The organism is Leisingera sp. ABM4_060 (assembly GCF_056158765.1).
This window is the reverse complement of the sequence record NZ_JBSWTX010000001.1, coordinates 1,230,646-1,257,610: the sequence shown is the minus strand read 5'-3', so window position 1 is coordinate 1,257,610 and position 26,965 is coordinate 1,230,646. Positions and strand designations below refer to the sequence as shown.

Below are 26,965 nucleotides of genomic sequence, written 5' to 3'. Positions count from 1 at the left end.
TGCTGCTGACGTTTCCGTTGCGCAAGTTCCGCGGCGTCAGCGTGCGCTGCCGTGGCAACGGGGCGGATTCAGGTCAGGCGGGCTGACCTGAATCCAGTGCTTTTGTGGCTCAGCCGCGCATCCGGGCGCCATCGGCGTCGAACAGCGGTTCGGTGATCAGCCGGGCCTTGTACATCTTGCCGAGGATTTCGATCTCGACTTCCAGGCCGGCCTGGGCGCGGTCCGTGGGAACAAAGCCAAGCGCGATGGATTTCTGCGCGTGGTGCGAATAGCCGCCGGAGGTGCAGAAGCCCGCCACGGCGCCGTCGAGCCAGATTGGTTCATAGGCGACCACATCGGCGTCGTCTGCGTCGACCTCAAAGGCGCAGAGCTGGCGGGCGGGGCCTGCGTCGCGTTCGGCCTCGGCGGCGGCACGGCCGATGAAATCCGCTTCCTTCTTGAAGGAGATGAAACGGTCGAGACCGGTTTCTGCCGCTGTATAGTCGGGGGAGAATTCCCGCAGCCAGGAGCCGAAGAACTTGTCCAGGCGCAGCGACATCATCGCCCGCATGCCAAAGGGTTTCATGCCGTGCGGCTGGCCTGCGGTCCACAGCGCGTCCCATAGGGCGCGTTGCGAGGGCAGGTCGCAGTAGATCTCATACCCCAGATCGCCGGTGTAGCTGACCCGCTGCACGATGCAGTCGGCCATGCCCACGGTCAGGCGGCGCACATCCATGAAGCGCATGTCCGAGACGTCCTGCCTTGTGCAGGCCTGCAGCACCTCGCGCGCCTTGGGGCCTGCGATCTGGAAGCCGTTGCGGGTGTCGGAGATGTTTTCCAGGCTCACACCATCGTCGAGGTTCTGCAGGAACCAGCGCATGTGGTAGGCTTGGGAGCCGTAGGAGGCGGTGAGCTGGAACTCTTCCTCGCTGAGGCAAGAGATGGTGAAATCGCCGATCAGGCGGCCCTTGGGCGATAGCATCGGGGTCAGCGACAGGCGGCCCGGTTTCGGCACCCGGCCTGCCATGATGCGGTCGAGCCAGGCGCGGGCGCCGGCGCCTTTGATCAGGTATTTGCCGAAGTTGTGGACTTCGTTGATGCCGACGTTTTCGCGCACGGCTTTTACTTCGCGTGCGGTGGCCTCGAACGCGTTGGAGCGGCGGAAAGACGGGGTCTCGTAGCGGGGTTCATCCCCTTCGGCGAAGTAGTTCGGGACTTCGATGCCGTATTGCGCGCCCCAGACCGCGCCCATGCCGTCAAAGATGTCGTACATCGGGGTGGTGCGGAACGGGCGGGCCGCGGGCAGCTCCTCGTTCGGGTAGGCGATGGAGAAGCGTTTCTGATAGTTTTCAATGACTTTGGGGCGGGTGTAGCCCGGGGTGATCCAGTCGCCGAAACGGGCGCAGTCCATCGCGAAGGTGTCGCGCTCGCATTCGCCTTCGACCATCCACTGGGCCAGCATCAACCCGACGCCGCCGCCCTGGGAGAAGCCGGCCATGACGGCGCAGGCGGACCAGTAGTTGCGCATGCCAGGCACCGGGCCGACCAGCGGGTTGCCGTCGGGGGCAAAGGTGAAGGGGCCGTGGATCACGGATTTGACGCCTGCGGCCTCCAGCGCCGGGAAGCGTTTGTAAGCGAAGGCAATAGAGTCTTCGATCTTGTCGAAGTCATCGGGCAGCAGTTCATGGCCGAAGTCCCAAGGCGTGCCATCCACCGCCCAGGGTTTGCAGGGCTGTTCGTAGAAGCCGATGCAGAGGCCGCGGCCCTCTTGCCGGAGGTAGCTTTCGCCGGCCGGGTCCATCACATGCGGGTGCTCGCCGCCGCCGTCGATGATCTCGGCGATCATCGGCACCTCGTCGGTGACGATATACTGGTGCTCCATCGGGTGCAGCGGGAAGTAGACGCCAGCCATCGCGCCAACCTCGCGGGCCCAGAGGCCGCCTGCGTTGACCACATGCTCGGCGTGCACGGTGCCCTTGTTGGTGACCACGTCCCAGGTGCCGTCCGGGCGCTGGTTGGTCTCGATCACCTTGCAGTGGGTTTCAATGGTGGCGCCGCCCATGCGGGCGGCCTTGGCATAGGCGTGGGTTGTCCCCGAGGGGTCGAGGTGGCCGTCGAGCGGGTCATAGAGACCGCCGATAATGCCGTCGGTGTTGGTGACAGGGGCGATCTTCTTGATCTCTTCGGGGGAGACAATCTCGGTCTCCAGCCCCATGAAGCGGTGCTTGGCGCGCTCCGCCTTCAGCATGTCGAAGCGCTCCTGGGTTTCCGCCAGGGTGACGCCGCCGACGTGGTGGAGGCCGCAGGACATGCCGGTGATTGCTTCCAGCTCTTTATAAAGCTTGATGGTGTAGCCCTGCAGCGCCGCCATGTTGGTGTCGCCGTTCAGGGTGTGGAAACCGCCTGCCGCGTGCCAGGTGGAGCCGGAGGTGAGCTCCGAGCGTTCGATCAGCATGACGTCGGACCAGCCGAGCTTGGTCAGGTGATACAGGACTGAGCAGCCGACGACGCCGCCGCCGATAACTGCCACGCGTGTGGTGGTTTTCATGTGGGCCTCCCTGAATAGGTGTTGCCTGCATTCTGGACATATGTGTGCAGTAGTCCAGCAGAAAAACGGCTGCGCATGCCGCAGAAGGCGGCGCAGAGGAGGAAAAAGTCACTCGGACGTGCGGAAGCGGCTGTTTTGGATCACGAAAATCGCGGTCAGGGGGGCTGCGAGGAGGATCACGCCGACGGTGATCAGCAGCATGCCCAGCTGGGAATAGTCGGCGGCGGTGGTGATGGCGCCCGCCGAATTTGTGACTTCACGGGTCACCACGAAGATTTCATTCAGATATTTGGTGCCCAGGCTGGAGGCCGAGAGCGCCAGGTTGGTGAAGGAGGCCATGACCGCAAAGAAGGTGGCCTTGAGCCCGGAGGGCGCGTTGCGGGCGATCCAGGCGAGCATCGGGATCATCGCGACCTGGCCCAGCGGGGATTCGACGGCGGTGTCGACCATTGCGATGAAGCGGGCGTCGACCACGCCGCCGGTCATGGTGGCTGTCCAATGGTGGGCGCCGTAATAGAGTGCGATGTTGGGCAGGCTGAGGACAGCCTCGGTGACCGCCAGGAACGCAACGATCCAGGCGATGGGGCGGCTGGCCATCAGCGGGCGGAAGATCAGCATGCCGGCCAGCGTCAGCAGCGAGGTGATCAGGGCAAGGACCGAAAGGAACTGCTGATCAAACCCCAGCACGTCGATCTCGAACCAAGTGGCTCCTGGGCCGCGCAGGGGCGTGGCGCGGTAGGCAAAGATGATAATGGCGGTGCCGATCAGGGCGCGGGCGTGGTCCACCGGCAGGACCGAGACCAGCTGGCGCATCAGGAACAGGACGATGGCCATGGAACCGGCAAAGACGATCTCTTGCGAATAGGGCACATCGCCCAGGCCGACGGCGAGGGACAGCGCCACAAAGGCGCCGCCGCCAATGAAATACCAGTGGTTCGGGGTGACCGGTTCCCGCGGGAGGTCGAGGCGGGTGCGGATGTCAGCCTCGGACACACCGGCGCGGCGCAGCCGGGCGGCCTTGCGCCATTTCTGCCAGATTGCCAGGGCGACGCCGGACAGCGAAATCACCGGGATCAGCAGGGCGAGGATGAAGACAAAGCCGTAAAGCGCACCCTTGTCCGCTTGCGGCAGCGCGCCGGCGCCGTCGAACAGGGCGACGTTCAGCGCGGCGGCAGCGCTGGAGCCGGCAATCAGTGCGATGCGGCCGAAGGTCTGCATGGTGGTGTGCAGCGATTTGGTCTCGGCCTCGGGCAGGGGGCGGCCCTGGTGGTCGGTGTGGGGCACCGCCTCGACTGACATGGCGTCGGCGACCACGTCCTGCAGCACAAACCCGCAAGGGGCCAGCAGCGCTGAGGCCACGTACCAGGAGCCGAGCGGCATCACGGCGGACATCATCGCGGGTTCCAGAACGATGGCGGCGAGGATGGCGTAGCTGGCCGCCATCAGTGCAGCACCCAGCAGGATCAGCAGGTATTTCCAGCGCCAGATCAGGTCGACCAGATGGCCGAGCGGCATCTTCAGCGCCCAGGGCAGGCCGACCCAGAACGCGAGACCGGCCAGAAAGGCAGCGGATAAGTCCAGGTATTCCTTGACGAAAAACGAAGCGGCAACGGTGGTGATGCCCTGCGCGCCATAGGCGAAATAGATCAGCAGCGGCGGCAGGAACGACCAGCGCATCTGACGGAACAGCTCAAGGATGATGCTGTCGAACCAGGTGCGTGCCAGTGCTGCGGTGCGGATCATGACAGGCCCTTCCTCAAGAAAGCGGCCTGATTTTCAGCCCGGTCACCCGGTTGCCTTCGCGCTCGGTGACCTCAAACCGGAAGCCGTGGAAGGAGAACACCTGGCCCTTGGTCGGAATCATCTGCGCCTCGTGGATGACCAGGCCCGCGATGGTGTTGGCCTCGTCGTCCGGCAGGTTCCACTCGGTTGCGCGGTTCACGTCGCGGATGGTGGCGGCACCTTCGACCAGATAGGAGCCGTCGGCGGTTTTCTTGACGATGTTTTCCTCGGCCGGGTCGAATTCGTCGGTGATCTCGCCGACGATTTCCTCAAGGATGTCCTCCAGCGTGATCAGCCCCTGCAGCGCGCCGTATTCATCCACCACCAGCGCAAAATGCGAGCGCATCCGCAGGAACTGCCGCATCTGCTCGTCCAGGGTGGTGGTTTCGGGGACAAAGTAAGGTGCCTTGGCTACCTTGCTGATATCAAATGATTTCAACCGCTCAGCATCGCCGCCCGCCTGTTTGTACATGGCGCGGAACAGGTCCTTGGCGTGGACCACGCCGATGATGTTCTCCTGCTCGCCGCGGAAGACCGGCAGGCGGGTATGGGGGCTTTGCAGGCAGTGCTCCAGAATGGTTTCGGGCTCTGCGTCGGCGTCGATCATCTCGATGTTGGAGCGGTGCAGCATGATTTCTTCGACAAAGCGGTCGGAGAGGTCGAGTGCGCCGAGGATTCGGTCGCGGTCTTCCTTTTCGACCACGCCTTCGGAATGGCCGAGCTGCAGCGCGCCGGCAATCTCCTCGCGCACCGCCATGATCTGGCTGTCGGGGTCGATGCGCACACCGAACAGGCGCAAGACGCCGCGCACCAGCAGCCGCACGGTGCCGACGATGGGCGACAGCACGGTGACCAGGAAGCCGATCACCGGCGCCACCGCAGCGGCCGCCTTTTCGGCGTTTGAGATGGCGTAGGTCTTGGGCAGAACCTCGGCAAAGATCAGCACCAGCAGGGTCATCACCAGGGTGGCCAGCGCCACGCCGCTTTCGCCAAAGGCGCGGGTGAACAGCGCGGTGGCAAGCGAGGCGGCCAGGATATTGACCAGGTTGTTGCCCAAGAGCACAGAGCCGATCAGCCGTTCATTGTCTTCGGTGATCGACAGGGCGCGCTGCGCCCCGCGTGAGCCCTTGTCGGCCTGGGTGCGCAGCTTGCCGCGCGAGGCGGCGGTCAGCGCGGTTTCGGAGCCCGAGAAGAAGCCGGACAGCACCAGAAGCAGCACGATGGCCCCGGCAGTTGTCCAGAAGGCGCTGTCGAGAACGGTGGAGGCAGTGTCCATGAGAGGTCCAGAGGTCCGGTCAGTTGTGAATCTTCGCTGTATTTATGGGGCCTTGGCGCCGCTGCTTCAAGCGGTGCTCAGTTGTCTTTGGCCAGCGGGTGGTGCTCCAGCACCAGTTCTTGCAGCCGGGCGTCCAGCACATGGGTGTAAATCTCGGTGGTGGCGATGTCGGCGTGGCCCAGCAGCGCCTGGATCGCGCGCAGGTCGGCGCCGTTGGCCAGGAGGTGCGTGGCAAAGGCGTGGCGCAGGGTGTGCGGGGTGACCTTGTCCGGAGAAACGCCGCCAGTAACCGCCAGCTCCTTGATCAGAAGATAGAAACGGTGCCGGGTCAGGTGGCCGGATTTGCCGCGGGAGGGGAACAGGAAGCGAGAGCCGGGCTTGCCTTTGACCTCGCGCTCAGCCTCGGCCTCATCCCGCACCAAGAGCCATTGCGCCAGCGCCTCGCGTGCAGGGGGCGACAGCGGCACCATGCGCTCCTTGCCGCCCTTGCCCATGATCAGCAGCATCCGGGGATCGCCGCGGGCGGCGGAGACCGGCAGCGACACCAGTTCGGTCACCCGCATGCCGGTGGCGTAAAGCAGCTCCATCAGGCAGGTGTTGCGCAGGCGGTCGGCGGTGGTGCGGCCGGTTTTGCGGGCGGCCTCCAGCAGGCGGTCGACCTCGATCACTTCCAGCGTTTTCGGCAGCCGTTTCTCGCGGCCGGGACCGCGGATCTGGATCGCAGGGTTGTCCTCGCGCCAGCCTTCCTCGAAGGCAAAGCGGTAGATTTGCTTGACCGCCGACAGCCGCCGTGCCCGGGTGGCGCGGGAAAGACCCTGGGCGTCGCAGCTGATGAGATAGGCCTCGATATTGTCCTGGGCCGCGGTGAGGAAGTCCAGTTTGCGGTGTTCCAGCCAGGCGGTCAGGTCCTTGAGATCCCGGCCATAAGCCAGCAGGGTGTTCTGCGAAGCGCCGGTCTCGGCGGCCTGGGCGTCCAGGAAAGTGGAGATCCATTGCAGATTGTCGCGGGGGGCGGCCATGTCACTGCCGCTCCAGCAGCATCAATTGCAGCGCCGCCCGGCGGGCGGTGTCCTCCAGTCCGACCGCGCGGAAGGCGGCCAGCGCCGAGGTCAGGTCGCCCAGGTTGCCGTCGGCGCCCCGGGCAAACAGCATCATGCTGCGCAGGATGGCTTCACCCAGCTGTCCATTGTCCAGAAGCTGCCGGATTTGCGGCGGGACGGGCGGCGGCGCAGAAAACCCGCGGGTGATGGCGTCGCCAATCTGCGATGGTGCGGCGGCATCTGCGGGGCGGCCCCGGGCGAGGGCGGCCAGGAACTGCTCCTCTGCGCCTGCGGGCGGGGTGTCATGGGCGGCAAGCTCATAAAGCGGCGACAAGAGGCGGATGCGCCAGGCCAGCGCCTGGGCGGGTCCGGTCAGTTCGGTCCGGGCCAAGGGCTCGGCAAAGAGATCGGCAAAGACGGTTTCGGTGCCCGCCTGCTGCATGGCGGCCCAGGCCCGGGGCAAAGAGCGGGCCAGCGCCCCGGCGCTGCCGGAGCTGAGGTCGGCCTCCAGCCGCTGCACCGCTGCGACCCGGTCCCAGATGCCGCCCGAAGCGGCAGGTTTGCGGGCGCTGAACAGGCCGAGATATTGATTGGGGTTGAGCGCACCGCCGCGGGCCAGCCGCTCGGCGGCCTCCAACTGCGCCTTCCAGCCCGCGATGTCACGCAGATCGGCGGCAGCAAAGGCAGGCGGCAGCGGCGCCGTGGGCATCGCCTCGCCAATGGTTTCGAACAGGCGGAAGGTCAGCGGGTCCGGATCGGACGGCCGGCGCAGAGGCGCGGCCAGCTCAAACAGGTCCGGGTTCAGGAAACGGTCCAGCAGCTCCATCTGCGCTTGCGGCAGCAGCTCCAGCGCATGGGCGGTTTCCAGCATCAGTGCCGCGGTTGGCCAGTCGCCGCGCCGTGCAGCGCAGAAGATCCGGGTGGCGTAATCGTCCGACAGGTGGGGGGACGCGGTCAGCGCCGCGCAGGGCTTGTCCTCGCTGCCGGTGAGAAGGGTGGCGTCGAACCAGCGTTTGAACCGGGCCTTGCTGGCGGCGGGGCCTGCGTGTTCGGCCAGCGCCTGGGACGGATCGGTTGCCCCCAGCGCCAGCAGCCGGTCGAGACGTGCCAGCAGGATCCGGTCCCCGGCAGTGGCCGGCGGGCGCGTCTCTGACAGCAGCAGGGTGAACAGCAGCGCCTGCATGGCGGGGCTGCGGCGCACCGGAACGGTCCCGATCAGTTGCGCGATCTCCGCCGCATTGCTGCCGCGCCACAAATCGGCCGGCAGGCCGGTGGCCGACGGCGGCACCAGGCCAACGGGGGGCAGCAGTGTTTCCAGGGGGGTCACCGAAACCGGCGGCAGCGCCGCGGTGCCGGTCACCGGCGGCTCCAGCAGCACGGTTCCGGGCAGGTCGCTGCGCGGTTGCGGCTGGTTCAGCCAGTCGATTGCCGCCAGGGGCTCATTGGCAAGCGCCTGGCCTGCCAGCATGACCCCGGCCGCGGCCGCCTTAATCCGCATTCAGCACCACCGGCTTGCGCACCTCGGTGGCGGGCGCACGGAAATCGGCGCCGAACCAGGGGCCGACATAGGCATAGCCCACCAGCCCGATCGCGGCGAGAACCGCTAGATAGACCAGATACTTAATCAATCGCCCCATATCGTGTCCAATGCCTGTTTCCTGCTCTTTTGCTCAAGTTATATATGGCCTTTTCCGCAAGATCACGTCATTCACTGAAGAATGAGCGAAAAAGAGCAAAGCCGCGGCCAGGAGGCTGCAAGCCCGGTGTCAGAGAAGGTGCCGGGGAAACTGAAAAAGACCATCGTGATGGTGGGAATGATGGGGGCCGGCAAGACCGCCGTGGGCCGTGCTTTGGCGGCCCGGCTGAACGTGCCCTTTCTGGACAGCGACCATGAGATCGAGGCCGCTGCCAATATGACGATCCCCGAGATTTTCGCCCGCGACGGCGAGCCGTTTTTCCGCCAGAAGGAGCGCCAGGTGATTGCGCGGCTGCTGGAGGAGGAGCGCGGCGTCCTGTCGACCGGCGGCGGCGCCTTCCTGGCGGAGGAAAACCGTGAGGTGATCACGGCCAAGGGGGTTTCGGTCTGGCTGAACGCGGACCTCGAGGTGCTGTGGAACCGGGTGCGCCACCGCGATACCCGGCCGCTGCTGCGCACCGCCGATCCGCGTGCGACGCTCAGCGGCCTGTACCAGGCGCGGGTTCCCTATTATTCGCAGGCGGATCTGGCTGTCGTCTCGGACGGGCAGGCGGCGATTGAAACCATGGTTGACCGCGTGCTGGAGGCGCTGAAGGCGCGCCCCGACGTATTGGAGTGGAAGTGATGGAACGTGTTGTGCATGTGCCTCTGGGCGAGCGCGCCTATGACGTGGTGATTGCGCCCGGGCTGCTGGCGCAGGCGGGGGAGCGGATCAAGCCGCTGCTGAAGCGGCCGCAGGTGGCGGTGCTGACCGATGAGACGGTGGCGGAGAAGCACCTGGAGGCCCTGCGCGCTGGCCTGGCCGCGGCAGGCATTGCCATGGAGGCGCTGGCGCTGCCGCCGGGCGAGGCCACCAAGGGCTGGCCGCAGTTTTCCCGTTCGGTGGAGTGGCTGCTGGAGCAGAAGGTCGAGCGCGGCGATGTGGTTGTCGCCTTTGGCGGCGGGGTCATTGGCGATCTGGCGGGCTTTGCTGCCTCCGTGCTGCGCCGCGGGGTGCGCTTTGTGCAGATCCCGACGTCGCTTTTGGCGCAGGTTGACAGCTCGGTCGGCGGCAAGACCGGCATCAACGCGCCGCAGGGCAAGAACCTGATCGGGGCTTTCCACCAGCCGTCGCTGGTGCTGGCGGATACCTCGGTGCTGGAAACCCTGACGCCGCGCGATTTCCTGTCCGGCTATGGCGAGGTGGTGAAATACGGCCTGCTGGGGGATGCGGAGTTCTTTGCCTGGCTCGAAGAGCATGGGCCTGCCCTGGCGGAGGGCGATGCGGCGGCGCGGGTTGAGGCGGTGGCGCGCTCGGTGCAGATGAAGGCGGATATCGTGGTGCGCGACGAGACCGAGCAGGGCGACCGGGCGCTGCTGAACCTGGGCCATACCTTTTGCCATGCGCTGGAGGCGGCAACTGGCTATTCGGACCGGCTGCTGCATGGCGAGGGTGTGGCGATCGGCTGTGCGCTGGCGTTTGAGCTGTCGTCGAAGCTGGGCCTGTGTTCGCAGGAGGATCCGAGCCGGGTGCGGGCGCATCTGAAGGCCATGGGCATGAAGACCGATCTGGCCGATATCCCTGGCGATCTGCCGGGGGCCGAAGCGCTGCTGGACCTGATGGGGCAGGACAAGAAAGTGGTGGCCGGCCAGCTGCGCTTCATCCTGGCGCGCGGCATTGGCGAAGCTTTTGTGACCGGCGACGTGCCGCCCGCAGCGGTGCTGGAGGTGCTGCGCAGCGCCGGCGCCTGAATCTGAACCGGAACAGCAGACAGGGCAGCCGCTGCGGCTGCCCTGTATTTTCGGCCCGTGATGACAGGGGCGGGCTCAGGCAGCCGCGCTGTCCGCATCAAACCCCGGATCCCCCTCATCGAAGTCGATCGCAAGCGGCGGCTGCGGCGCGGCTGCCGCGGGCGGGCTGCCGAAGTCGCTGAGATCGCCGACTGTGAACTGCTGCACCTGGGCCCGCAGGTCCTGCGCCTGTTCGGACAGCGAGGTGGTTGCAGCGGTGGTCTGTTCCGCCATGGCCGCGTTCTGCTGCGCCATCACTTCCAGCTCGCCAACGGCGGTGTTGACGTCGCCCATCTGCACCGACTGCTCCTTGATATTGCCGGCAATTTCCACAACCAGGGTGGAAATTTCCCCGACCTGCTCATTCACCGTGGCCATCGCCTGGCCGGCCTGGTCCACCAGGGAGGCGCCGTTCTTGACCTGTTCGGAGCTGCGCGCGGTCAGTTCGTCGATCTGCTGCACCGCATCGGCGCAGCGCTGCGCCAGCATGCGGACTTCGCTGGCAACCACGGCAAAGCCGCGGCCCGCCTCGCCGGCCCTTGCGGCCTCAACCCCGGCGTTCAGAGCCAGCAGGTTGGTCTGGAAGGCGATGTCCTGGATCACCTTGGTGATCTGGGAGATCTCCTGCGAGGATTCCTGCAGCTTGTCCATCGCGACAATGGTGTTCTTCACCACCTCGTCGCAGGATTTGACGCCGTTCTGGGCGCTGTCGGCCAGCCGCTCGGCGCGCCCGGCGTTGTCGGCCGATTGCTGCACGCTGCTGGTCAGCACGTTCATCGCATGGGTGGTCTTCTCCAGCGTGGCCAATTCCGCCTCTGTGCGGTGGGCCAGATCCATCGACGCCTCGGCGATCGACTTGGTGCTTTCGTCGACGCTGCTGGTCAGTTCGCCAATGGCGGAGACCGCCCCGGCCAGGGATTTCAGCGAGTCGTTGAAGTCCATCCGGATCGATTTGAACTCTTCCGGGAAGTACTCGACAATCGGGTTGTCCAGCCGCATGTTCTGCAGATCCATCAGCGCCGCGCCAATACGGCGGGCAACATCGAGGATTTCCTCGCGGCGCTTGGTGTCGAGACGCTTTTCCTCTTCCTGCTTTTCCTGGGTAACCGTTCGCAGGGCGACAACATTGCGCGCCACAGAACCGATTTCGTCGCGGCGCCCGGCGCCGGCCACGTCGGCATTCACATCACCGCTGGCCAGCTGTTTCAGGGCGTTGTTCAGCACGCCGAGCCCCTTGGTCATGTCGCGGGCGATCACCAGGGTTAGGGCAACGACTCCGAAGAGGAGTACGCCGGTGAAAATCAGCATCTCGGCCAGCAGCAGCTTGTTGTTGGCGTCATAGGCCGCCATGTCTTCTTGCAGGTGTGCGATCAGAATACCTTCTTTGCTGCGCAGGACCTTCAGCATGCCGGTTGCCGCTGCAAACCAGGACTTTGCATCATAGCCGGAGGTGTCGCCACCGGTCAGCACGGCTTCACGGATGTCGTTGAAGATTTTCATCTCTGGCGCTTTGCTGAGCTCTGCAACCGCGTTGCGGTCTTCTATGGTGGCAAAGTCCAGGAAACGGTCCAGGCGTTCTTTGAAGCGTTCATGGGTCGAAACGAAGTTCTGCAGGTCGGCCGGCGTCCATTGATTGGAAAACCCAACCGCACCGGCGGCCCGCTCCAGGCCCGCAGCATCCTTGGCCCGCAGGAACAGCGACAAGGCCACGGCCTCCTGGGAAATCCGCGGGTCATCGATTTTCTGTGCCACAGAAAGGCCGGACTGGATCAGCGCGGTATTGAGGCCGGTGTAGTATTCGACCGCATTGCGCAACGGTATTGTGCGGCTGGAGATCTGCTGACGGATCTCCTTCTTGCGGCCAAGTTCGGTCTGGGCCACCCGGAAGGTCTGAAGGGCTTCGGTGCTGAGGCCGTCGCGGTCGACGGTTTCAAGCTTGGCCAGATAGTCCGCCATGGCTGTGTCGTTGGAAAGCCTGATCTTTGCCAGGGCATCCGGAACAGTTGCGGAGTCCCCGCCAAGATAGGCGGCGCTCATCCCGCGTTCGACTTGCAGGGTATGGACCAGGCCGCTCATGCTTTCGAGCAGTTCGCCCGCAAGCGCGGTGTTCACCTGAGCCCGCTGGTAAAGTTCATTCAGCTTGGTTCCCATGAACCAAAGGCTAAGCAGCAGTGGTGCCGCCAGGAGCATCGCGATCTTCACCTTGATCGAAAGATGCTGCAAGAAACGCATACCCATACATCTGTTTCCTTGTTACTCATTTTCTCAATAGTTGAATTCAACATGCAGGATGTGTCTTAATATTCAGCTACCCAGCGCGCGTTCCGGAATGACGTCCGGCAACGGCCTTGCCAGGCTGTCAGAGATTTGGGCCCGGCGGCAGGGCCGGTGCAGTGAAGGCAGGTATTTTTCAATAAAAACAACCGAGAAGAAGAGGGACAGCTGCGGTGTTCCCGGGCAATAGGGATGCGTTCCGTGATGTGTTTCCAGAGGCTGGCGAGAGTGCTCCTTCAGCCGTGAAATCACCAGAAAACCGGGTAAAAAATAGGAGAAACTTCCAAATGTGCGGGTCGGGTAACCTCAGTCTCTTCTCTTAAAAAGGGTGTTTGCGAGGAGCCCGAAGTGTGGTGCAGGCTTGTGGCGGCTTTCGGGTGTTTTGTGCAGGCAATGGCGTCGGCCGTGCTGGTGAAGGGCACTGCCAAAGACGGATTGGCATGTTGCCGGCGGAACTCAAGCCGCACCCGGTGGTCTCGCCATGGCGGCTGCAGCCTTGCGGCCGGTCCAAAGCCTTCCATCGGCGGCAAAGCGTTGATTGATGGGGCTGTGCCCGTTTGGAGCACGGGCCGCCGGGATGAACCGTTCAATCCCGCGCTTTCCTCGTCCGGCATCAAAGCCCGTGCCAAGCCGGCTGCAATTGCAGATGCCTGCTTGGGTCATGCTGGCTGCTGGATGTGAGCCCCGTTGCCGCATGGCTTGACCTGGGACCGCCCGCCGGGGGGGACACTTTGCAATCCGGGGGAGGGAAACCTTGCGCCTCCCGAAGCAAAGAAGAAGGGCTTGGCACGTGCCAAGCCCTTCATTGTATTCGGAGTTCCGGGAATCTTTGCATGATCCCCCTATCGGAAATCAGAACGGGATTTCGTCGTCGTCGATATTGTGGGAGGCACCGCCGCCGAAACCGCCGCCGCCACTGCCGCCGCCCTGCGGGCCGCTGTCATAGCCGCCGCCGAAACCGCCGCCCTGGCTGCCGCCGCCCTGGCTGCCGCCGCCGTAGCTGCCGCCGCCCTGGCCGCCGCCGTAACCTCCGCCGCCGCCGCCGCCTTCGCCGCGGCCGTCAAGCATGGTCAGGGTGGAGCCGAAGCCCTGCAGAACGACCTCGGTGGAATAGCGGTCCTGGCCGCTTTGGTCCTGCCACTTGCGGGTTTGCAGCTGGCCTTCGATATAGACTTTGGAGCCCTTGCGCAGGTACTGCTCGGCCACCCGCACCAGGCCTTCGCTGAAGATCGCCACCGAATGCCATTCGGTCTTCTCGCGGCGCTCGCCGGTGTTGCGGTCCTTCCAGGTCTCGGAGGTGGCGATGCGCAGGTTGCACACCTTGCCGCCATTCTGGAAGCTGCGCACCTCGGGGTCGCGGCCAAGGTTGCCGATAAGCATGACTTTATTCAGTGAGCCGGCCATAGGGTTCGGTCCTTTTTTGTCTTGATGTTCTTGTTCCGCAGCGGTCTGGCGCGAATCCGTCCGCGCTGATTTCCAAGCACACTATAGACCCGCGTGGCCCTAGAAAAGCAGGTCTCTGGGGATAAATCCGGCGGTGTTTGCGCAGTGGTGACGGTGGGTCACGCCTGTGTTGCTTTAAATTTGTTCTGCATTAGTTATATTTGCGCGTAGTGGGACAGTGCCGGAACAGTGAGTATGCGCCAAGCGGTTGCGTGGATGGTTGTTGCGATGGTCGGGGCAGGGCAGCCTGCCGCCGGGGATGTTTTGAGCACCAAGAGCAGGCGGGATCTGTTTGCCGCCCATACCAGGGTGCTGGATGGCCGCGCTGCGACACAGTACAAGAACTCGGCCCGGCTGCAGCCCAAGACCTACAGCATCCCCTCCGCTGGCGGCGGATTGCCTTACTCCGGCAAGTACCGTGGCGAATATTTGCAGATGGCGCGCGACGCTGCCCGCTTGCACGGGGTGCCGGAGGAGCTGTTTCTGCGCCTGGTGCAGCAGGAGAGCAACTGGAACCCGAGGGCGAAGTCGCACAAGGGGGCGCTGGGGCTGGCGCAGCTGATGCCGGCCACGGCGCGGGCATTGGGGGTGGACCCGGCGGTGCCGAAGCAGAACCTGGAGGGCGGCGCCCGCTACCTGGCCCGCCAGTTCCGCAAGTTCGGCTCCTGGCGGCTGGCGCTGGCGGCCTATAACGCAGGGCCAGAAGCGGTGCGGAAATACGGCGGGGTGCCGCCGTACAAGGAAACCCAGAACTACGTCAAAAAGATCTGGGGCAGCTGAAGCTGCCGCCGCTTAACCTTTGGGGCGGTTAACCTGCGGGTAAGGACTATTAATGCCCCGTTAACTCCGCTGATGTGTCACGTATTTGCCTTAATTTTTCGTGAATCTGACCTCAGGTTCAGGAGGGAAATTCCTTGCATATCAAGAGCTTTGACGAACGCATCGACGGGATCCATTGGCAGCCGAGCGCAGTGCCGACAAAGGCGATGATCGACAGCGTGCTTGGCAGCCGCCTGCCGCGCAAGCCGCGCAATGCTGTATTGTCCCTGGCCGGTGCGGTCAGTGGTATCCTGGTCGGCGTCGGGCTCAAGGGCATGGTGCTGCCGGGCTCTCCCTGGGGGCCGGAGACCGGCTTGGCCGGTGCCCTGGGCGGCACGCTGGCACTGTCCGGGCTGGCGCTGTCAATCGCTGCGGCGCTTTATGCGGCGGCCCGCGGCAAGCAAGCGCCCCGGCTGATGCAGTTTGCGTCGATGAACCTGCTGATGATTGTGGTGCTGCTGCTGAGCTGATCAGCATGCGGTTAACGCCGTGGGAGTGGCGTGGGAAAAGCGCGTTTGAGCCAGGCTCAAGCGCGCTTTTTGGGTTTGTTCATGGATGGTTTTGCAACCCGGCATGCAGGCTTCGCCTGGGGCCGCACGAGATTGACTCGTACACGGGGTGTTTACCACTTTACCGTAGCCTGAGGCGGTTTTTTATAAATCGAGTAGGCTCATGAACCAGCATCTGCGCAATGCCCCTGGCAATACGGATACCAAGGAAGACTGGCTGGTCCAAGTGGACCGGCTAATGGCTGAGGGGGAGTTCAAAGGGGCGCTTGCTATTCTCAATCCGCGCCTGCGGGGCGGCGATCTTGACATAAGAACCCTGGATCGCGCGTCGGTTAGTTTTTTCAGCCTGGGTGATGTGAAAACGGCGATATCGCTGATGAAGGTCATGCGTGATCTTCGGCCTGAAATCGCGCCGATCTGGGGCAAGCTGGCCAGCATGCAGGTTACTGCAGGCGAAACGGAAGCGGCTATCAGCAACCAGAAAAAAGCGCTTGAGCTGAACCCGCACCTGGCCGCAGGGTTGGCTTCCCTGTACAGGCTGGAGCCATTTTCAGCAGACAGTCCCTATGCGGATCGTCTGCGAGAGATCACTGTGATGGAGCAACTGCCAGTCAAGGCCCGGTCAGAAGCTTGGAATGTGCTCGGTGCGATTGAAAGGCGAGCGAACAACCCGGCAGAGGCGATGCGTTGCTTTGCGAGATCCAAAGGCCTTATGAATGAGCAATACAAACCCGGCGGGATTGATCAGGCGGTTGCTATCCAGGCCGAAAGCTATTCGCCCGTACAATCAGCGGACACTCCAGTGGACGGGCCGAGGATGGTTTTTGTCTGCGGCCTGCCGCGGTCCGGCACGACCTTGACGGAAACCATCCTGCAGCGCCATTCGCAGGTGGGCACCGTTGGCGAAAGCAAGGCGCTTTCGAACACTCTGAATGAAGCCAAGAAACTGTTCTCTGTCACCGGCCGGCAAGGCGAATTCTGGCCTTGGCTCCTGAGCCGTAGCCCCGAGGAGATTTCGGTATTCCGGCGGCACTACTTGGCGGGAGCATTGCGCGGAGACGACAAGGGTACCGCAGTCATCGACAAAATGCCGATGAACTGCCTTCACTTAGGATTTGCGCAAGTTCTGCTGCCCGGTGCCAAGTTTGTCTTCATGTCCCGCCATCCATTGGACGTGGGCCTGTCAATTTTCTCCCTGTCCTTCAGCGAGTTGATGCCATTTGGCTCCCGCCTGGATTGGCTGGGCCACATGACAGCGGCGGTCTACCGGTCTGCCTTGGACTATCAGGTCAAGCTGGGCAGTCAGATGCGGGTGCAATCCTATGAAGCCTTGGTGCGGGAGCCGGAAACCCAGATCCGGGCTCTGCTGGCGCACTGCGGGCTGGATTGGGAGGAGGCCTGCCTGAGCCCCGAAGAGAATGCAGGTATGGTGAACACGGCCTCTCAGCTGCAGGTGCGCGAAAAGATCAACACCAAGGGGCTGAACAAATGGAAGCCGTTTGAGGCGGAGCTGCAGCCGCTGACAGAGGCCCTGGGCGGGCCGGAATGGCTGGCCAAATGGGAGAGCTGGGACCGGAACGCGGCGCGCAGCGGTCAGTTTGGGCCTTAATCCGGTAAAACAATTTCTTACATGGCGATGCTAATGTGGAAAAGCCGGGCTGCGAGGCCCGGCTTTTGCTTCATTTCTGGTGCTTTGGGCCGGAGAGAACGGCCTTACTCCGCCGCGATCTTGATCACCGGGGTCATCTGGTCCAGCACGTCGTCGCTGAGGTGGCACTTGATCTGGTGGCCGTCCTCCAGCTGGCGCACCGGCGGCACCTCGCGCTCGCACAATCCGCCCGGAACCTGGGATTTCCAGCGGCAGCGGGTCTGGAACGGGCAGCCCGGCGGCGGGTTCATCGCCGAAGGAATGTCGCCTTCCAGAACAATGTGCTCTTTCTCGATCGAGGTGTCGGCAATCGGCACCGCCGACAAGAGCGCCTCGGTATAGGGGTGGTAGGGCGGTGAGAACACCTGGTCGGTGTCGCCAAGCTCCACCACATGGCCGAGGTACATCACCATCACCCGGTCGCTAAGATAGCGCACGATCGACAGGTCGTGGGAGATGAACAGCAGCGTGGTTTTCTCGTTGCGCTGGATCTCCATCAGCAGGTCGGTCACCGCCGCCTGCACCGACACATCCAGCGCAGAGACGGGCTCATCCGCGACCACGATCCGGGCACCGCCGGCAAAGGCGCGGGCAATGCCCACCCGCTGCTTCTGGCCGCCCGACAGCTGCCGCGGCATCCGGTCGGCAAAGGCGCGCGGCAGTTTCACCAGATCCAGAAGCTCCAGCATCTTCTTCTTGCGCTCGGCCTCCGAGTTGCCGATGCCGAAGATTTCCAGCGCCCGCATGATCTGGCGCCCGACGGTCATCGACGGGTTCAGCGTGTCAAACGGGTTCTGGAACACCATCTGCACGTCGGATACGGTCCTGGTGTCGCGTTCTTCGATCGGCACCTGTTCGATGTTCTGGTTGTCGAGCAGGATTTGGCCCTCAGTCGCGGTTTCCAGCCCCATCAGCACCTTGGCGAAGGTCGACTTGCCGCAGCCGGATTCACCCACAATGGCAAGGGTTTCGGATTCTCGGGCCTCGAAGCTGAGGGTCTCGTTGGCCTTGACCACTTTCTTCTCGCCGCCGCCGAACAGGGCGTTGGCCGCAACCTCATAGTATTTCTTGAGGTTGTCCATCTTCAGGACAACCTTGCCAGGCGCGGTCTTCTCCTTCTGGTCACCCACCGTCAGCGGCGCGTTCCAATCGATTTCCTCGAACTTCAGGCAGCGGGTCTCATGGCGGTCGTTGCCATGCACCGGCGACATCGGGATCACCATGTCCTTGTCGCAGCGCCCCTCCTCGAAATAGTCGCAGCGGGGCCCGAAGTTGCAGCCGGGCGGGCGCTCGTGGGGGAGGGGGAAATTGCCGGGGATCGCCACCAGCGGGCGCGAGTTCTTGTCGGCGCCGGGCAGCGGGATCGAGCGGAACAGCGCTTGGGTATAGGGGTGCTGCATCTCGTCGAAGACATCCTTGATCGAGCCGCGCTCGACCGCCTCGCCGGAATACATCACACACAGCCGGTCGCAGGTCTCCAGAACCAGCCCGAGGTTGTGCGAGATAAACAGCATCGAAGTGCCGTATTTCTTGCCCAGATCCTTGACCAGCTCGACCACGGCGGCCTCAACCGTCACGTCCAGCGCGGTGGTGGGTTCATCCAGGATCAGCAGGGCGGGTTTGGACATCAGCGCCATCGCAATCACGATCCGCTGCTGCTGGCCGCCCGACAGCTGGTGCGGGAAAGAGTTCAGCATCCGCTCCGGGTCGGGCAGGCGCACGTCGGTGACCACCTCCAGGGCGCGGGCATAAGCTTCCTTTTCGCTGACGCCCTCGTGGATCATCGGCACTTCCATCAGCTGCTTGCCGATCTTCATCGCCGGGTTCAGCGAAGCCATCGGCTCCTGATAGATCATCGCGATCTCATTGCCGCGAATGTCGCGCAGCTCTTCGGCGCTCATCTCGGCCAGGTCGCGGCCCTTGAACTTGATTGAACCGCCGACGACACGGCCGTTCTTGCCGAGGTCCTGCATGACGCCAAGCGCCACGGTGGATTTGCCGCAGCCGGATTTGCCGACCAGGCCCACGGCCTCGCCGGGCTGCACGGTGACCGAGAAATCCATCACCGCGGGAATTTCGCGCAGGCGGGTGAAGAAGGAGATCGACAGCTTGTTGATCTCGAGGATCGGGCCGTCGTAATCTGCCAGTTTGTTCATGTTCTTGTCTCCCTGTTGGAGCTGGAAGGGAACTCATCCCTTTCTTCTGGCTCCAAATATCCCGGGGGTCCGGGGGCTGGCCCCCGGTCCCGCCGGTTTGGATCAATCCTTCAGGCTCTCTTCGCGCAGGCCGTCGGCCAGCAGGTTCAGGCCAAGAACCAGCGTCAAGAGGGCAAAGGCAGGCGGCAGCGCCGGGTGCAGGTAGATCGACAGCAGCTTGCGGCCGTCATTGATGGTCGATCCCCAGTCCGGGCTTTCCGGCGGCAGGCCGAGGCCGAAGAAGCCCAGGGTCCCCAGCAGGATGGTGGTATAGCCGATGCGCAGGCAGAAATCGACGATCAGCGGCCCGCGCGCGTTGGGCAGGATCTCCCACAGCATGATGTACCAAGGGCCTTCGCCGCGAGTTTGGGCAGCGGCCACGTAGTCGCGGGTTTTGATGTCCAGCGTCAGGCCGCGTACGATGCGGAACACCGTGGGCGAGTTGACGAAGACCACCGAGACGAAGACCACCAGGATGCCGCCGGGAATGTCGAACAGGTCCATCGCCCTGGGCAGGCCGGGGATCGAGTAGGCCGGGGTGTTGATCAGATAGCCGCCGTTGGAGACCAGCTGCAGGTAGAACCAGATGATCGTGCCCAGCACCAGCGGCAGCAGCATGTTGCGCAGCTTCGGCCGTGTGTAATAGCGCGAGTTCAGCAGCACGCCCACAAAGATGATCGGGAACACGAACAGCACGATGGCCATATAGTTCGGCACGCCGGTGGCGACGATTTCCGGGGTCACCAGCAGATAGAACAGCAGGATCACCGGGAAGGCCAGGATCAGGTTGGCAGCAAAGGACAGGATGGTGTCCAGGCGGCCGCCGTAATAACCCGCCGGCAGGCCGAGGGTGATGCCGACCATAAAGGCGAACACCGCGGCCATCGGGGCGATCTTGATCACTTCCCATGCGCCTTTGACCAGGCGGCTGAAGACGTCGCGGGCCAGGTTGTCGCCGCCCAGGAGGTAGTAGGCGTAATCGCCTTCCTCTGCGCCGCGCAGCGGCGTGCCGGGCACCTTGTTCTTCATGCCCGAGACCTGGGTCAGCGCGTCGTGGGTCACGATCATGTCCATGGCGCCGTAGATGCCGGTGAAGACCCAGAACATCACCAGGCCAAAGCCGATCATGCCGATGGGGCTGTCGAACAGCTTGCCATAGAGGCCCAGCTTGCGTTTGAAGCCGATGGAGAAGCCGTAGAGGATCACCAGAGAGATCCAGACCGGAGACAGCTGGTAGATAATACGCCCAGCAATTTCGAGTGTGCTAAGAGGTTCCATACTCTGCTGCCTTCCTTAAGAGATCCGGATACGCGGGTTCAGGTACACGTAGCCGATATCGGAGATCAGCTGAGTGACCAGCACCACGACAACTGAGACCACGGAGACGGCCAGCAGCAGTTCGATGTCATTATTGCCGGCAGCTTCCACCAGCACCCAGCCGAAGCCCTTGTAGTTGAACAGGGTCTCGACGATCACCACGCCATTCAAGAGCCAGGGGAACTGCAGCATGATGACGGTGAAGGGGGCGATCAGCGCGTTGCGCAGGGCGTGCTTGATCACGATGTTGTGGAAGCTCACACCTTTCAGGCGCGCGGTCCGGATGTATTGCGCGGTCATCACCTCGGTCATCGAGGCGCGGGTCATGCGGGCGATATAGCCCATGCCGTAAAGCGCAATGGTCAGAACCGGCAGGAAGAAGTTTTCAAAGGTCGGGTTGTCCATCGCCGAGGTGGCGGTGCCCTTGAACCATTTCAGGCCGACGGTGGAGGAGGTGAAGACGGCGATGAAGATAACGCCCGAGACATATTCGGGGGTCGCCGTGGTCAGGATCGAGGCGGTCGACAGGCTGCGGTCGGTCGCCGAGCCTTCGCGCATGCCAGCAAGAACCCCGATGATCAGCGCCGAGGGCACCATGATCAGCAGCACGCAGAGCATCAGGAAGCCGGTGTTGCCCAGGCGTTCGGAAACGATGGTGGACACCTCATCCTTGAAGCGGGTGGAATAGCCCCAGTCGCCTTGCAGGATGCCGCAGAAAGTGGAGGCAGCGGCGGCTTCCTCGGCGGAAACGGTGCCGGTGATGCAGCGGCCGGTGAACCCCTCTTCGGTTTCGCGGGTCCAGCCCGGCAGCACGCCCAGCCATTGGCCGTATTTGGATACCATGGGGCCGCCGTAGCCGTTGGCGTCCAGCCAGCTTGCCACAGCTTCATCCGACATCCGGAAGTTGCCCTGGGTTTTGGCGAGTTTCTCAAGGTTTGGGTAAAGGTTCGTCAGGAAGAACACGATGAACGTCAGGCACAAGGCCGTCAGCAGCATCACGCCCGAACGTCGGAGAATGAAAAGTCCCATGGGGTCCCCTGTCAGTCTGGCGGATCGGACCCGCCTGGAACTGCGGGTCTCTTATCATCTATGCTGGAGCGCACCGCCCCTGGGATGGGGCGGTGCTGATGTCAGAAGCCTTGCGCGGGAACGCTTATGCGGCCCAGCCCCACTTGTAGTGGTGGTGCTCAAACGAGATGTGCATGCCGGCACCAGCCACGCCTTCGCGGCTGTGGCGGTACAGCGAGCGCCAGTAGGGCTGGATGGTCACGCCTTCTTCCTGGATCAAGGCCTGGCCCTTGGCCGAGATCTCGCGGCGCTTGTCGGCGTCAGCGATCGACAAGGCATCTGCCAGCAGCGCGTCGAAGTCCGCATTCGCCCAGCCGAACTCGTTCCAGGCTTCACCGGACTTATAGGCCAGCGCCCAGATCTGCACGCCCAGCGGACGGTGGTTCCAGTTGGTCGAGGAGAACGGGTATTTGGCCCAGTCGTTCCAGAAAGTCGAGCCCGGCAGAACGGTCCGCTTCACCTTGAAGCCGGCGTCGCGCATTTGCGCGGCCACAGCATCGGTGGTGTTCCGGCGCCAGTCGTCGTCGATGGACAGCAGCTCGTGCTCGTAATCCATCATGCCCGCTTCTTCCATCAGTGCCTTGGCGGCTGCGGGATCAGCTTGCTGAGCCGGCAGTTCGGCATATTCCGGATGGATCGGGCCGACATGGTGGTTTTCCGCCGGCGCGCCGCGGCCGCCATAGCCGAGTTCGAGGCAGACAGCATTGTCAACGCACATCTGAATCGCCTTGCGGACCCGCTTGTCGGCATAGACTTTCTTGCCGTCGATTTCCGCCAGCTGGTTGGGGCGGATAACCATGGTCGCCATGGTGACAACTTCGGACTTCTGGTAGCCGAGGCCGTCCAGAACGTCGATGAACTCACCCACGGATTTATGCAGCATGTCGACTTCGTCGGATTCCAGCGCCGCCATCCAGGACGACGGGTCGGTGCCGAAGTCGATGTATTCGATGCGGTCCAGCGCCGGCTTGCCAAACACGGCTTCGCCCCACCAGGTGTGCTCGGTGTTGCGCTCCAGTGCAGCCTTCACGCCGACTTCCAGCTCGGCCAGCACATACGGGCCGGTGCCGACGTTGCTGAGGAAGTCGTTGGTCTGGTAGCTGGAGTGCACGATGGCAGCCGGGTAATCCGCCATGCCGGCGATCAGCGAGATGTCGGAGGACGGCAGGTTCAGCTTGACGGTGTGGCTGTCGACCACTTCGATGGCGCCTTCGATCGCCTGGCCGGAGTCCGCATCCACCAGGGTGCCGAAACGGCCCGCCATCGAGTTGCCTTCCATCGACTTGTCGCACCAGCCGGCAATGTTGCGGGCCACGTCCTCGGCGGTGAAGTCGTCGCCGTTGTTCCACTTTACGCCCTGGCGGACGTTGAGAGTGTAGACGGTGGCGTCTTCGTTGATTTCCCAGCTTTCCAGCAGCATCGGGCTGAAGGAGCCGTCGTTGTTGTATTCAACGAGGTATTCCAAGGTGCCGCGGGTCTGGTTGCCCATTTCCGACCAGTCATAGGTGCGCGGATCCTTGAGCGGGCGCACGCTGGCCTGAACGCGCAGGGTGCCGCCTTCCTGCATGCCTTCAGCGGCCTTGGCCGGAGCCGCCATGCCGATCATGCCGTAGGCTGCGGTTGCGGTCACACCAAGCGCGGTGGCGCGGGTCAGGAACTCCCGGCGGTCGAGCTTGCCGTCCAGCACTTCTTGCGCGTGCATTTTGGCTGCCCAGTGTACCGGTGCTCCGTTGATGGTGTCTTTGGTCATTTAGGTCTCCCTGTTGAACCGTTCGGTTTTTGTCTTTCGAAACGGATTTTGGCCCGGCGGCTGCCGGGCGTTTGTGTTTGGTGTTGTGGATTATAGTTTCCCCATAACCGCATTCGGGCAGAGATATGGCGTTTCGTCAATGCACAGTTTCGGCGTTTCGAGGTAAAATTGCGACATTTGGGGCGTCGTTTTTCCAATTTGATTTGGGATGCAGATGCATACTGTTCAAAACTGCCCAGTAATTGGGCAGAAATCGGCGCCCCGGGGCCGAGTTTCAGGAATTTGCTGCCGGATCAAACTATTGCGATCCGGCGCGCGCGGCCTTGCGCAGGGTGCTGGGGGTGCGGCCGGTGTGCTGGGAGATGAAGCGGGTGAAATAGGCAGCGCTGCCGAAGCCCAGCTGGGCAGCGATGTCCCGGATGGCCAGTTCGGAGCTGATCAGCAGGGTGCGGGCGGCATGCAGCTGCCGCTCAGTGAGCAGTGCGGCGGCGGTCTTGCCGGTCTCCGCCTTGCAGACCCGGGTCAGATGGGTGGGGGTTACCTGCAGCGCTGCGGCGTGGTCAGCCATGGTGGCTGATGTGCCCTCCAGGCTGGCTACACGGGCGCAGTAGGCCTGGCACAGGCGGCGGGCCGCTGTTTCGCGGACCGGAGGCACGGGGGGCTCGGGCTGCCGGCGCAGGGTGATCGCCGCCAGTTCGCAATAGGATTGCACCGCCCGCCGCCACAGCGGCGCCTGCGCTGCCTGCTCGCGCCCGACCGCCTCGAACAAGGTGGTCAGCCGGGCCTGCTCCTCGAGGCTGGTGATGCGCCGTTGCACCGGTGCCTCCGGGAAAGGCGGCGGCAGCGGGCCCGAGACCGAAAGAACCTGGCCGAGGCACTGGCGGGTAAACTCGGCGCACCAAAGGGTGCCTGCGGGGATGAAAATGGCACTGTGCGGGCCAAAGCCGCGCTGCACGCCATTGAGGCAGATGCGGCCCTGGCCGCGGGTGATCCAGATCAGCAGATGTTCGCGGCGTGTATGCGCCAGCCCGGTCTGCCAGACGCCGTCAGGGGACAGCCGGGAAAGCGGGGCAGATTGGATTTCCGCCGAAAGGTCGGGATCAAAAGGCATTAGCTATCTTGGGTCACGGAAACAAAATTGATCGGCTGCACAAGGCCATGAATCACTGATTCTGGCAAGTTATTGCCGAGCGAAGCGGAAAATGCTTCAACTTGTCCGTGCTGCGGCCGCCCTTGGCCCGGGCCGGTATGGCCAGGCGGCCGTGCCGGAAAACAGCAGTCAGGCCAGCGTCACCTGACGCCAGAATTTCATCCGGGCACGGAACCAGCTGCGCTGGCGCTTGGCGAACTGCCGGGTGGCGATGGCGGCGCGCTCTTCGGCCTCTTCCAGCGTGAGCTGTCCGCGGGCGTATGCCATCAGTTCCGGCACCCCGATCGCCTTGCAGGAGGGCAGCGCAGGATCATACCGGTCCTGCATCGCCGCGATTTCATCCATGGCGCCCTGGTCCAGCATCAGGCCAAAGCGCTTGCGGATTCGCGCCTCAAGCCAGGATTTGTCCGAGTTCAGCACCAGAGCGGTGCAATCTTTCAGCGGCAGCGCGGGGGCAGGGGTGCCGTCCTGCCACTGCGCCAGCGGGCGGCCGGTGGCCTTGAGCACTTCCCAGGCCCGCTGCACCCGGGCGCGGTTCTGCAGGTCAATGCGGGCGGCGGTGTCCGGGTCCAGTTCTGCCCGCAGGGTTTCCAGCGGCATCGTGTCAGCTTCGGCGCGGACCTCGGGCGGCGTGGCGGGGATATCGGCCATGCCTTCGGTCAGCGCAGTGAAATAGAGGCCAGTACCGCCGACAATGATCGCCCGCTCGGGGCCCTTCAGCAGCGGCAGCACCTCGCGCAGCCAGTGGCCGGCCGAATAGTCGGCGTCATAGGGCAGGTGGCCATAAAGCGCATGCGGCGCCTGGGCCTCCTCTTCTGCCGAAGGACGGGCGGTGATCACCCGCCAGCAGTCATAGACCTGGCTGGCATCGGCATTGACGATGACGCCGCCCTGGCGGGCGGCAATCTCCAGCGCCAGGGCCGATTTGCCCGAGGCAGTGGGGCCTGCGATCAGAACGGGCAGGTCCGGGTCGGTATCAGGCAGCTTCATAGAGGTATGGTCCGTTCATAAGTCCAGTTCCGCAAAACTCTGCGGAAACCGCGCTGCGCGGATTGAAACCGGCAGCGATTTACTCCATTTTGCGCCGCAAATTAACCCTCACATCTTCTGGAGCGCAACATGCCTCAACCGCAAGACAAGCCGGAACTGGATCCGGCCGCCGCCTATAAACGCGTCATGCTGAAAATTTCGGGCGAGGCATTGATGGGCGATCAGGGGTTCGGCCTGCATCCGCCAACCGTGCAGCGCATCGCAAAAGAAGTGAAATCGGTGCAGGAGATGGGCGTCGAGATCTGCATGGTGATTGGCGGCGGCAACATCTTCCGCGGCCTGTCCGGTTCGGCCCAGGGGATGGAACGCACCACCGCAGACTACATGGGCATGATGGCCACCGTGATGAACGCGCTGGCGATGCAGTCGGCGCTGGAAGGCTTGGGCGTCTTTACCCGGGTGATCTCGGCGATCCGCATGGATGAGGTGGCAGAGCCCTATATCCGCCGCCGCGCCGTGCGCCACCTGGAGAAGAAGCGGGTCTGCATCTTTGCGGCCGGCACCGGCAACCCCTATTTCACCACCGATACCGCCGCCACCCTGCGCGCCAACGAGATGGCCTGCGAGGCGATCTTCATGGGCAAGAACGGAGTGGATGGCGTCTATGATAAGGACCCGGCGCTGCATGACGACGCGGTCCGCTATGACGAGATCAGCTATGACGAGGTTTTTGCCAAGCGCCTGAAGGTGATGGACGCCTCGGCGATTGCGCTGGCGCGCGACAACAACCTGCCGCTGATCGTGTTCCCGCTGGACGAGCCGGGCGGCTTCCGCGGCATCCTGTCGGGGCAGGGGACTTACACCAAGATCCAGGGGTAAACCGTACCTCCATAAGCACGATAATCAGCGCAGGCCCCGGCCTGCGCTTTTGCGTTTGTGAGGCCCGTTTGCCTTTGCTGCCATTTTCAGCGGCAGGAAAATTACTTCGGCCAATCTATATTCCTATAGACGGAGGCGGGGTGCTGCGGGCGCATTATGACAGGATTGGTGCCGCGAATCCTCCGCATGATCGCTATACATCGGCCCGCCAATGGCTTATGAGCCAAGGGAAGACCGCCTCAGATAAGGGGAGAGAGCAGCATGTCTGATGATTTCGAACTGGATACCGACGACCTGAAACGCCGCATGGAAGGCGCGATGGCCAACCTGCGCACTGAATTTGCGTCCCTGCGCACGGGCCGTGCCTCGGCCTCGATGCTGGAGCCGGTGATGGTGGATGCCTATGGCTCGATGACGCCGATCAACCAGGTGGGCACCGTGAACGTGCCGGAACCGCGCATGGTCACCATCAACGTCTGGGACAAGTCGCTGGTCGGCAAGGTGGAAAAAGCGATCCGCGAATCCGGCCTTGGCATCAACCCGCAGCTTAATGGCACCATCATCATGCTGCCGATCCCGGAACTGAACGAGGAGCGCCGCCGCGAGTTGGGCAAGGTGGCCGGCCAGTATGCCGAGCATGCCCGTGTGTCGATCCGCAACGTGCGCCGCGACGGCATGGACCAGGTCAAGAAGGCCAAGGCCGATGGCATGTCGGAAGACGACCAGAAATTCTGGGAAGCCGAGGTGCAGGAACTGACCGACGCAATGATCAAACATGTGGACGAGGCGCTTGAGACCAAGCAAGCCGAGATCATGCAGGTCTGACGGCGCA

22 protein-coding genes are annotated in these 26,965 nt (G+C 63.5%); 7 read left to right on the top strand and 15 right to left on the bottom strand.

Annotated elements, in window-relative coordinates; all coding sequences use genetic code 11:
* Positions 1-109: 109 nt before the first annotated feature.
* The 6 genes from ACXAEH_RS06145 to ACXAEH_RS06120 form a co-directional block, all read right to left on the bottom strand.
* Complete coding sequence (locus tag ACXAEH_RS06145) at positions 110-2,527, bottom strand: GcvT family protein (RefSeq protein ID WP_475031582.1); 2,418 nt, start codon at positions 2,525-2,527, stop codon at positions 110-112.
* A gap of 108 nt (positions 2,528-2,635) precedes the next feature.
* Positions 2,636-4,270 carry an MFS transporter gene (locus ACXAEH_RS06140; protein WP_475031581.1) on the bottom strand — a complete coding sequence of 545 codons (1,635 nt, stop codon included), beginning with the start codon at positions 4,268-4,270 and terminating at the stop codon, positions 2,636-2,638.
* A gap of 13 nt (positions 4,271-4,283) precedes the next feature.
* On the bottom strand, positions 4,284-5,585 hold the full coding sequence (locus ACXAEH_RS06135) for an HlyC/CorC family transporter (RefSeq protein ID WP_475031580.1): 1,302 nt from the start codon (positions 5,583-5,585) through the stop codon (positions 4,284-4,286).
* A gap of 77 nt (positions 5,586-5,662) precedes the next feature.
* Positions 5,663-6,604: a site-specific tyrosine recombinase XerD gene (locus ACXAEH_RS06130; protein ID WP_475031579.1), complete on the bottom strand. Its 942-nt coding sequence runs from the start codon at positions 6,602-6,604 to the stop codon at positions 5,663-5,665.
* Between the two features lies 1 nt (position 6,605).
* Entirely contained in the window at positions 6,606-8,123 is a 1,518-nt protein-coding gene (locus tag ACXAEH_RS06125; protein ID WP_475031578.1) for a hypothetical protein, read from the bottom strand.
* Positions 8,113-8,262, bottom strand: a complete 150-nt coding sequence (locus tag ACXAEH_RS06120) for a hypothetical protein (protein WP_164982734.1) — start codon at positions 8,260-8,262, stop codon at positions 8,113-8,115. Before ACXAEH_RS06120 ends, ACXAEH_RS06125 begins: the two co-directional genes overlap by 11 nt.
* A gap of 81 nt (positions 8,263-8,343) precedes the next feature.
* Between ACXAEH_RS06120 and ACXAEH_RS06115 the strand changes: the two genes are divergently transcribed.
* Both ACXAEH_RS06115 and aroB read left to right on the top strand, forming a co-directional pair.
* Entirely contained in the window at positions 8,344-8,946 is a 603-nt protein-coding gene (locus ACXAEH_RS06115) for a shikimate kinase (RefSeq protein WP_475031577.1), read from the top strand.
* Complete coding sequence (gene aroB / locus ACXAEH_RS06110; RefSeq protein ID WP_475031576.1) at positions 8,946-10,052, top strand: 3-dehydroquinate synthase; 1,107 nt, start codon at positions 8,946-8,948, stop codon at positions 10,050-10,052. Before ACXAEH_RS06115 ends, aroB begins: the two co-directional genes overlap by 1 nt.
* A 75-nt stretch (positions 10,053-10,127) precedes the next feature.
* Here aroB and ACXAEH_RS06105 read toward each other — a convergent pair whose 3' ends face one another.
* From ACXAEH_RS06105 to ssb, 3 genes are all read right to left on the bottom strand, one after another.
* Complete coding sequence (locus ACXAEH_RS06105) at positions 10,128-12,329, bottom strand: methyl-accepting chemotaxis protein (RefSeq protein WP_475031575.1); 2,202 nt, start codon at positions 12,327-12,329, stop codon at positions 10,128-10,130.
* A 284-nt stretch (positions 12,330-12,613) separates the two neighbouring features.
* Positions 12,614-12,979, bottom strand: a complete 366-nt coding sequence (locus ACXAEH_RS06100; RefSeq protein WP_475031574.1) for a hypothetical protein — start codon at positions 12,977-12,979, stop codon at positions 12,614-12,616.
* 238 nt (positions 12,980-13,217) lie between these two features.
* A complete protein-coding gene (gene ssb / locus ACXAEH_RS06095; protein WP_475031573.1) occupies positions 13,218-13,769 on the bottom strand; it encodes a single-stranded DNA-binding protein in 552 nt (183 codons plus the stop codon).
* A gap of 234 nt (positions 13,770-14,003) precedes the next feature.
* On the opposite strand from ssb, the gene ACXAEH_RS06090 reads away from it, so the two are divergent.
* The 3 genes from ACXAEH_RS06090 to ACXAEH_RS06080 all read left to right on the top strand — a co-directional run bounded on the left by ACXAEH_RS06090 (position 14,004) and on the right by ACXAEH_RS06080 (position 16,745).
* The gene (locus tag ACXAEH_RS06090) at positions 14,004-14,588 is read left to right on the top strand and encodes a lytic transglycosylase domain-containing protein (RefSeq protein WP_475031572.1); all 585 of its coding nucleotides are present in this window, start codon (positions 14,004-14,006) and stop codon (positions 14,586-14,588) included.
* Between the two features lie 134 nt (positions 14,589-14,722).
* On the top strand, positions 14,723-15,097 hold the full coding sequence (locus tag ACXAEH_RS06085) for a hypothetical protein (RefSeq protein ID WP_475031571.1): 375 nt from the start codon (positions 14,723-14,725) through the stop codon (positions 15,095-15,097).
* A 202-nt stretch (positions 15,098-15,299) separates the two neighbouring features.
* Positions 15,300-16,745, top strand: a complete 1,446-nt coding sequence (locus tag ACXAEH_RS06080) for a tetratricopeptide repeat-containing sulfotransferase family protein (protein WP_475031569.1) — start codon at positions 15,300-15,302, stop codon at positions 16,743-16,745.
* 104 nt (positions 16,746-16,849) lie between these two features.
* On the opposite strand, the gene ACXAEH_RS06075 is transcribed toward ACXAEH_RS06080, so the two are convergent.
* The 6 genes from ACXAEH_RS06075 to miaA all read right to left on the bottom strand — a co-directional run bounded on the left by ACXAEH_RS06075 (position 16,850) and on the right by miaA (position 25,254).
* A complete protein-coding gene (locus ACXAEH_RS06075) occupies positions 16,850-18,940 on the bottom strand; it encodes a dipeptide ABC transporter ATP-binding protein (protein WP_475031568.1) in 2,091 nt (696 codons plus the stop codon).
* Between the two features lie 102 nt (positions 18,941-19,042).
* Positions 19,043-20,257 (bottom strand): ABC transporter permease, encoded by a 1,215-nt coding sequence (locus tag ACXAEH_RS06070; protein ID WP_475031567.1) that lies wholly within the window; start codon positions 20,255-20,257, stop codon positions 19,043-19,045.
* A gap of 15 nt (positions 20,258-20,272) precedes the next feature.
* Complete coding sequence (locus ACXAEH_RS06065; RefSeq protein ID WP_475031566.1) at positions 20,273-21,325, bottom strand: ABC transporter permease; 1,053 nt, start codon at positions 21,323-21,325, stop codon at positions 20,273-20,275.
* Positions 21,326-21,449: 124 nt separating this feature from the next.
* The gene (locus tag ACXAEH_RS06060; protein WP_475031565.1) at positions 21,450-23,114 is read right to left on the bottom strand and encodes an ABC transporter substrate-binding protein; all 1,665 of its coding nucleotides are present in this window, start codon (positions 23,112-23,114) and stop codon (positions 21,450-21,452) included.
* 298 nt (positions 23,115-23,412) lie between these two features.
* Positions 23,413-24,225, bottom strand: coding sequence for a helix-turn-helix transcriptional regulator (locus ACXAEH_RS06055; RefSeq protein ID WP_475031563.1), 813 nt, complete (start codon positions 24,223-24,225; stop codon positions 23,413-23,415).
* Positions 24,226-24,393: 168 nt separating this feature from the next.
* Positions 24,394-25,254 carry a tRNA (adenosine(37)-N6)-dimethylallyltransferase MiaA gene (gene miaA, locus ACXAEH_RS06050; RefSeq protein ID WP_475031561.1) on the bottom strand — a complete coding sequence of 287 codons (861 nt, stop codon included), beginning with the start codon at positions 25,252-25,254 and terminating at the stop codon, positions 24,394-24,396.
* A gap of 129 nt (positions 25,255-25,383) precedes the next feature.
* Between miaA and pyrH the strand changes: the two genes are divergently transcribed.
* Positions 25,384-26,133, top strand: a complete 750-nt coding sequence (gene pyrH / locus ACXAEH_RS06045) for a UMP kinase (protein ID WP_475031560.1) — start codon at positions 25,384-25,386, stop codon at positions 26,131-26,133.
* Between the two features lie 261 nt (positions 26,134-26,394).
* Entirely contained in the window at positions 26,395-26,958 is a 564-nt protein-coding gene (gene frr / locus ACXAEH_RS06040; RefSeq protein WP_475031559.1) for a ribosome recycling factor, read from the top strand.
* The last annotated feature ends 7 nt before the right edge of the window (positions 26,959-26,965 follow it).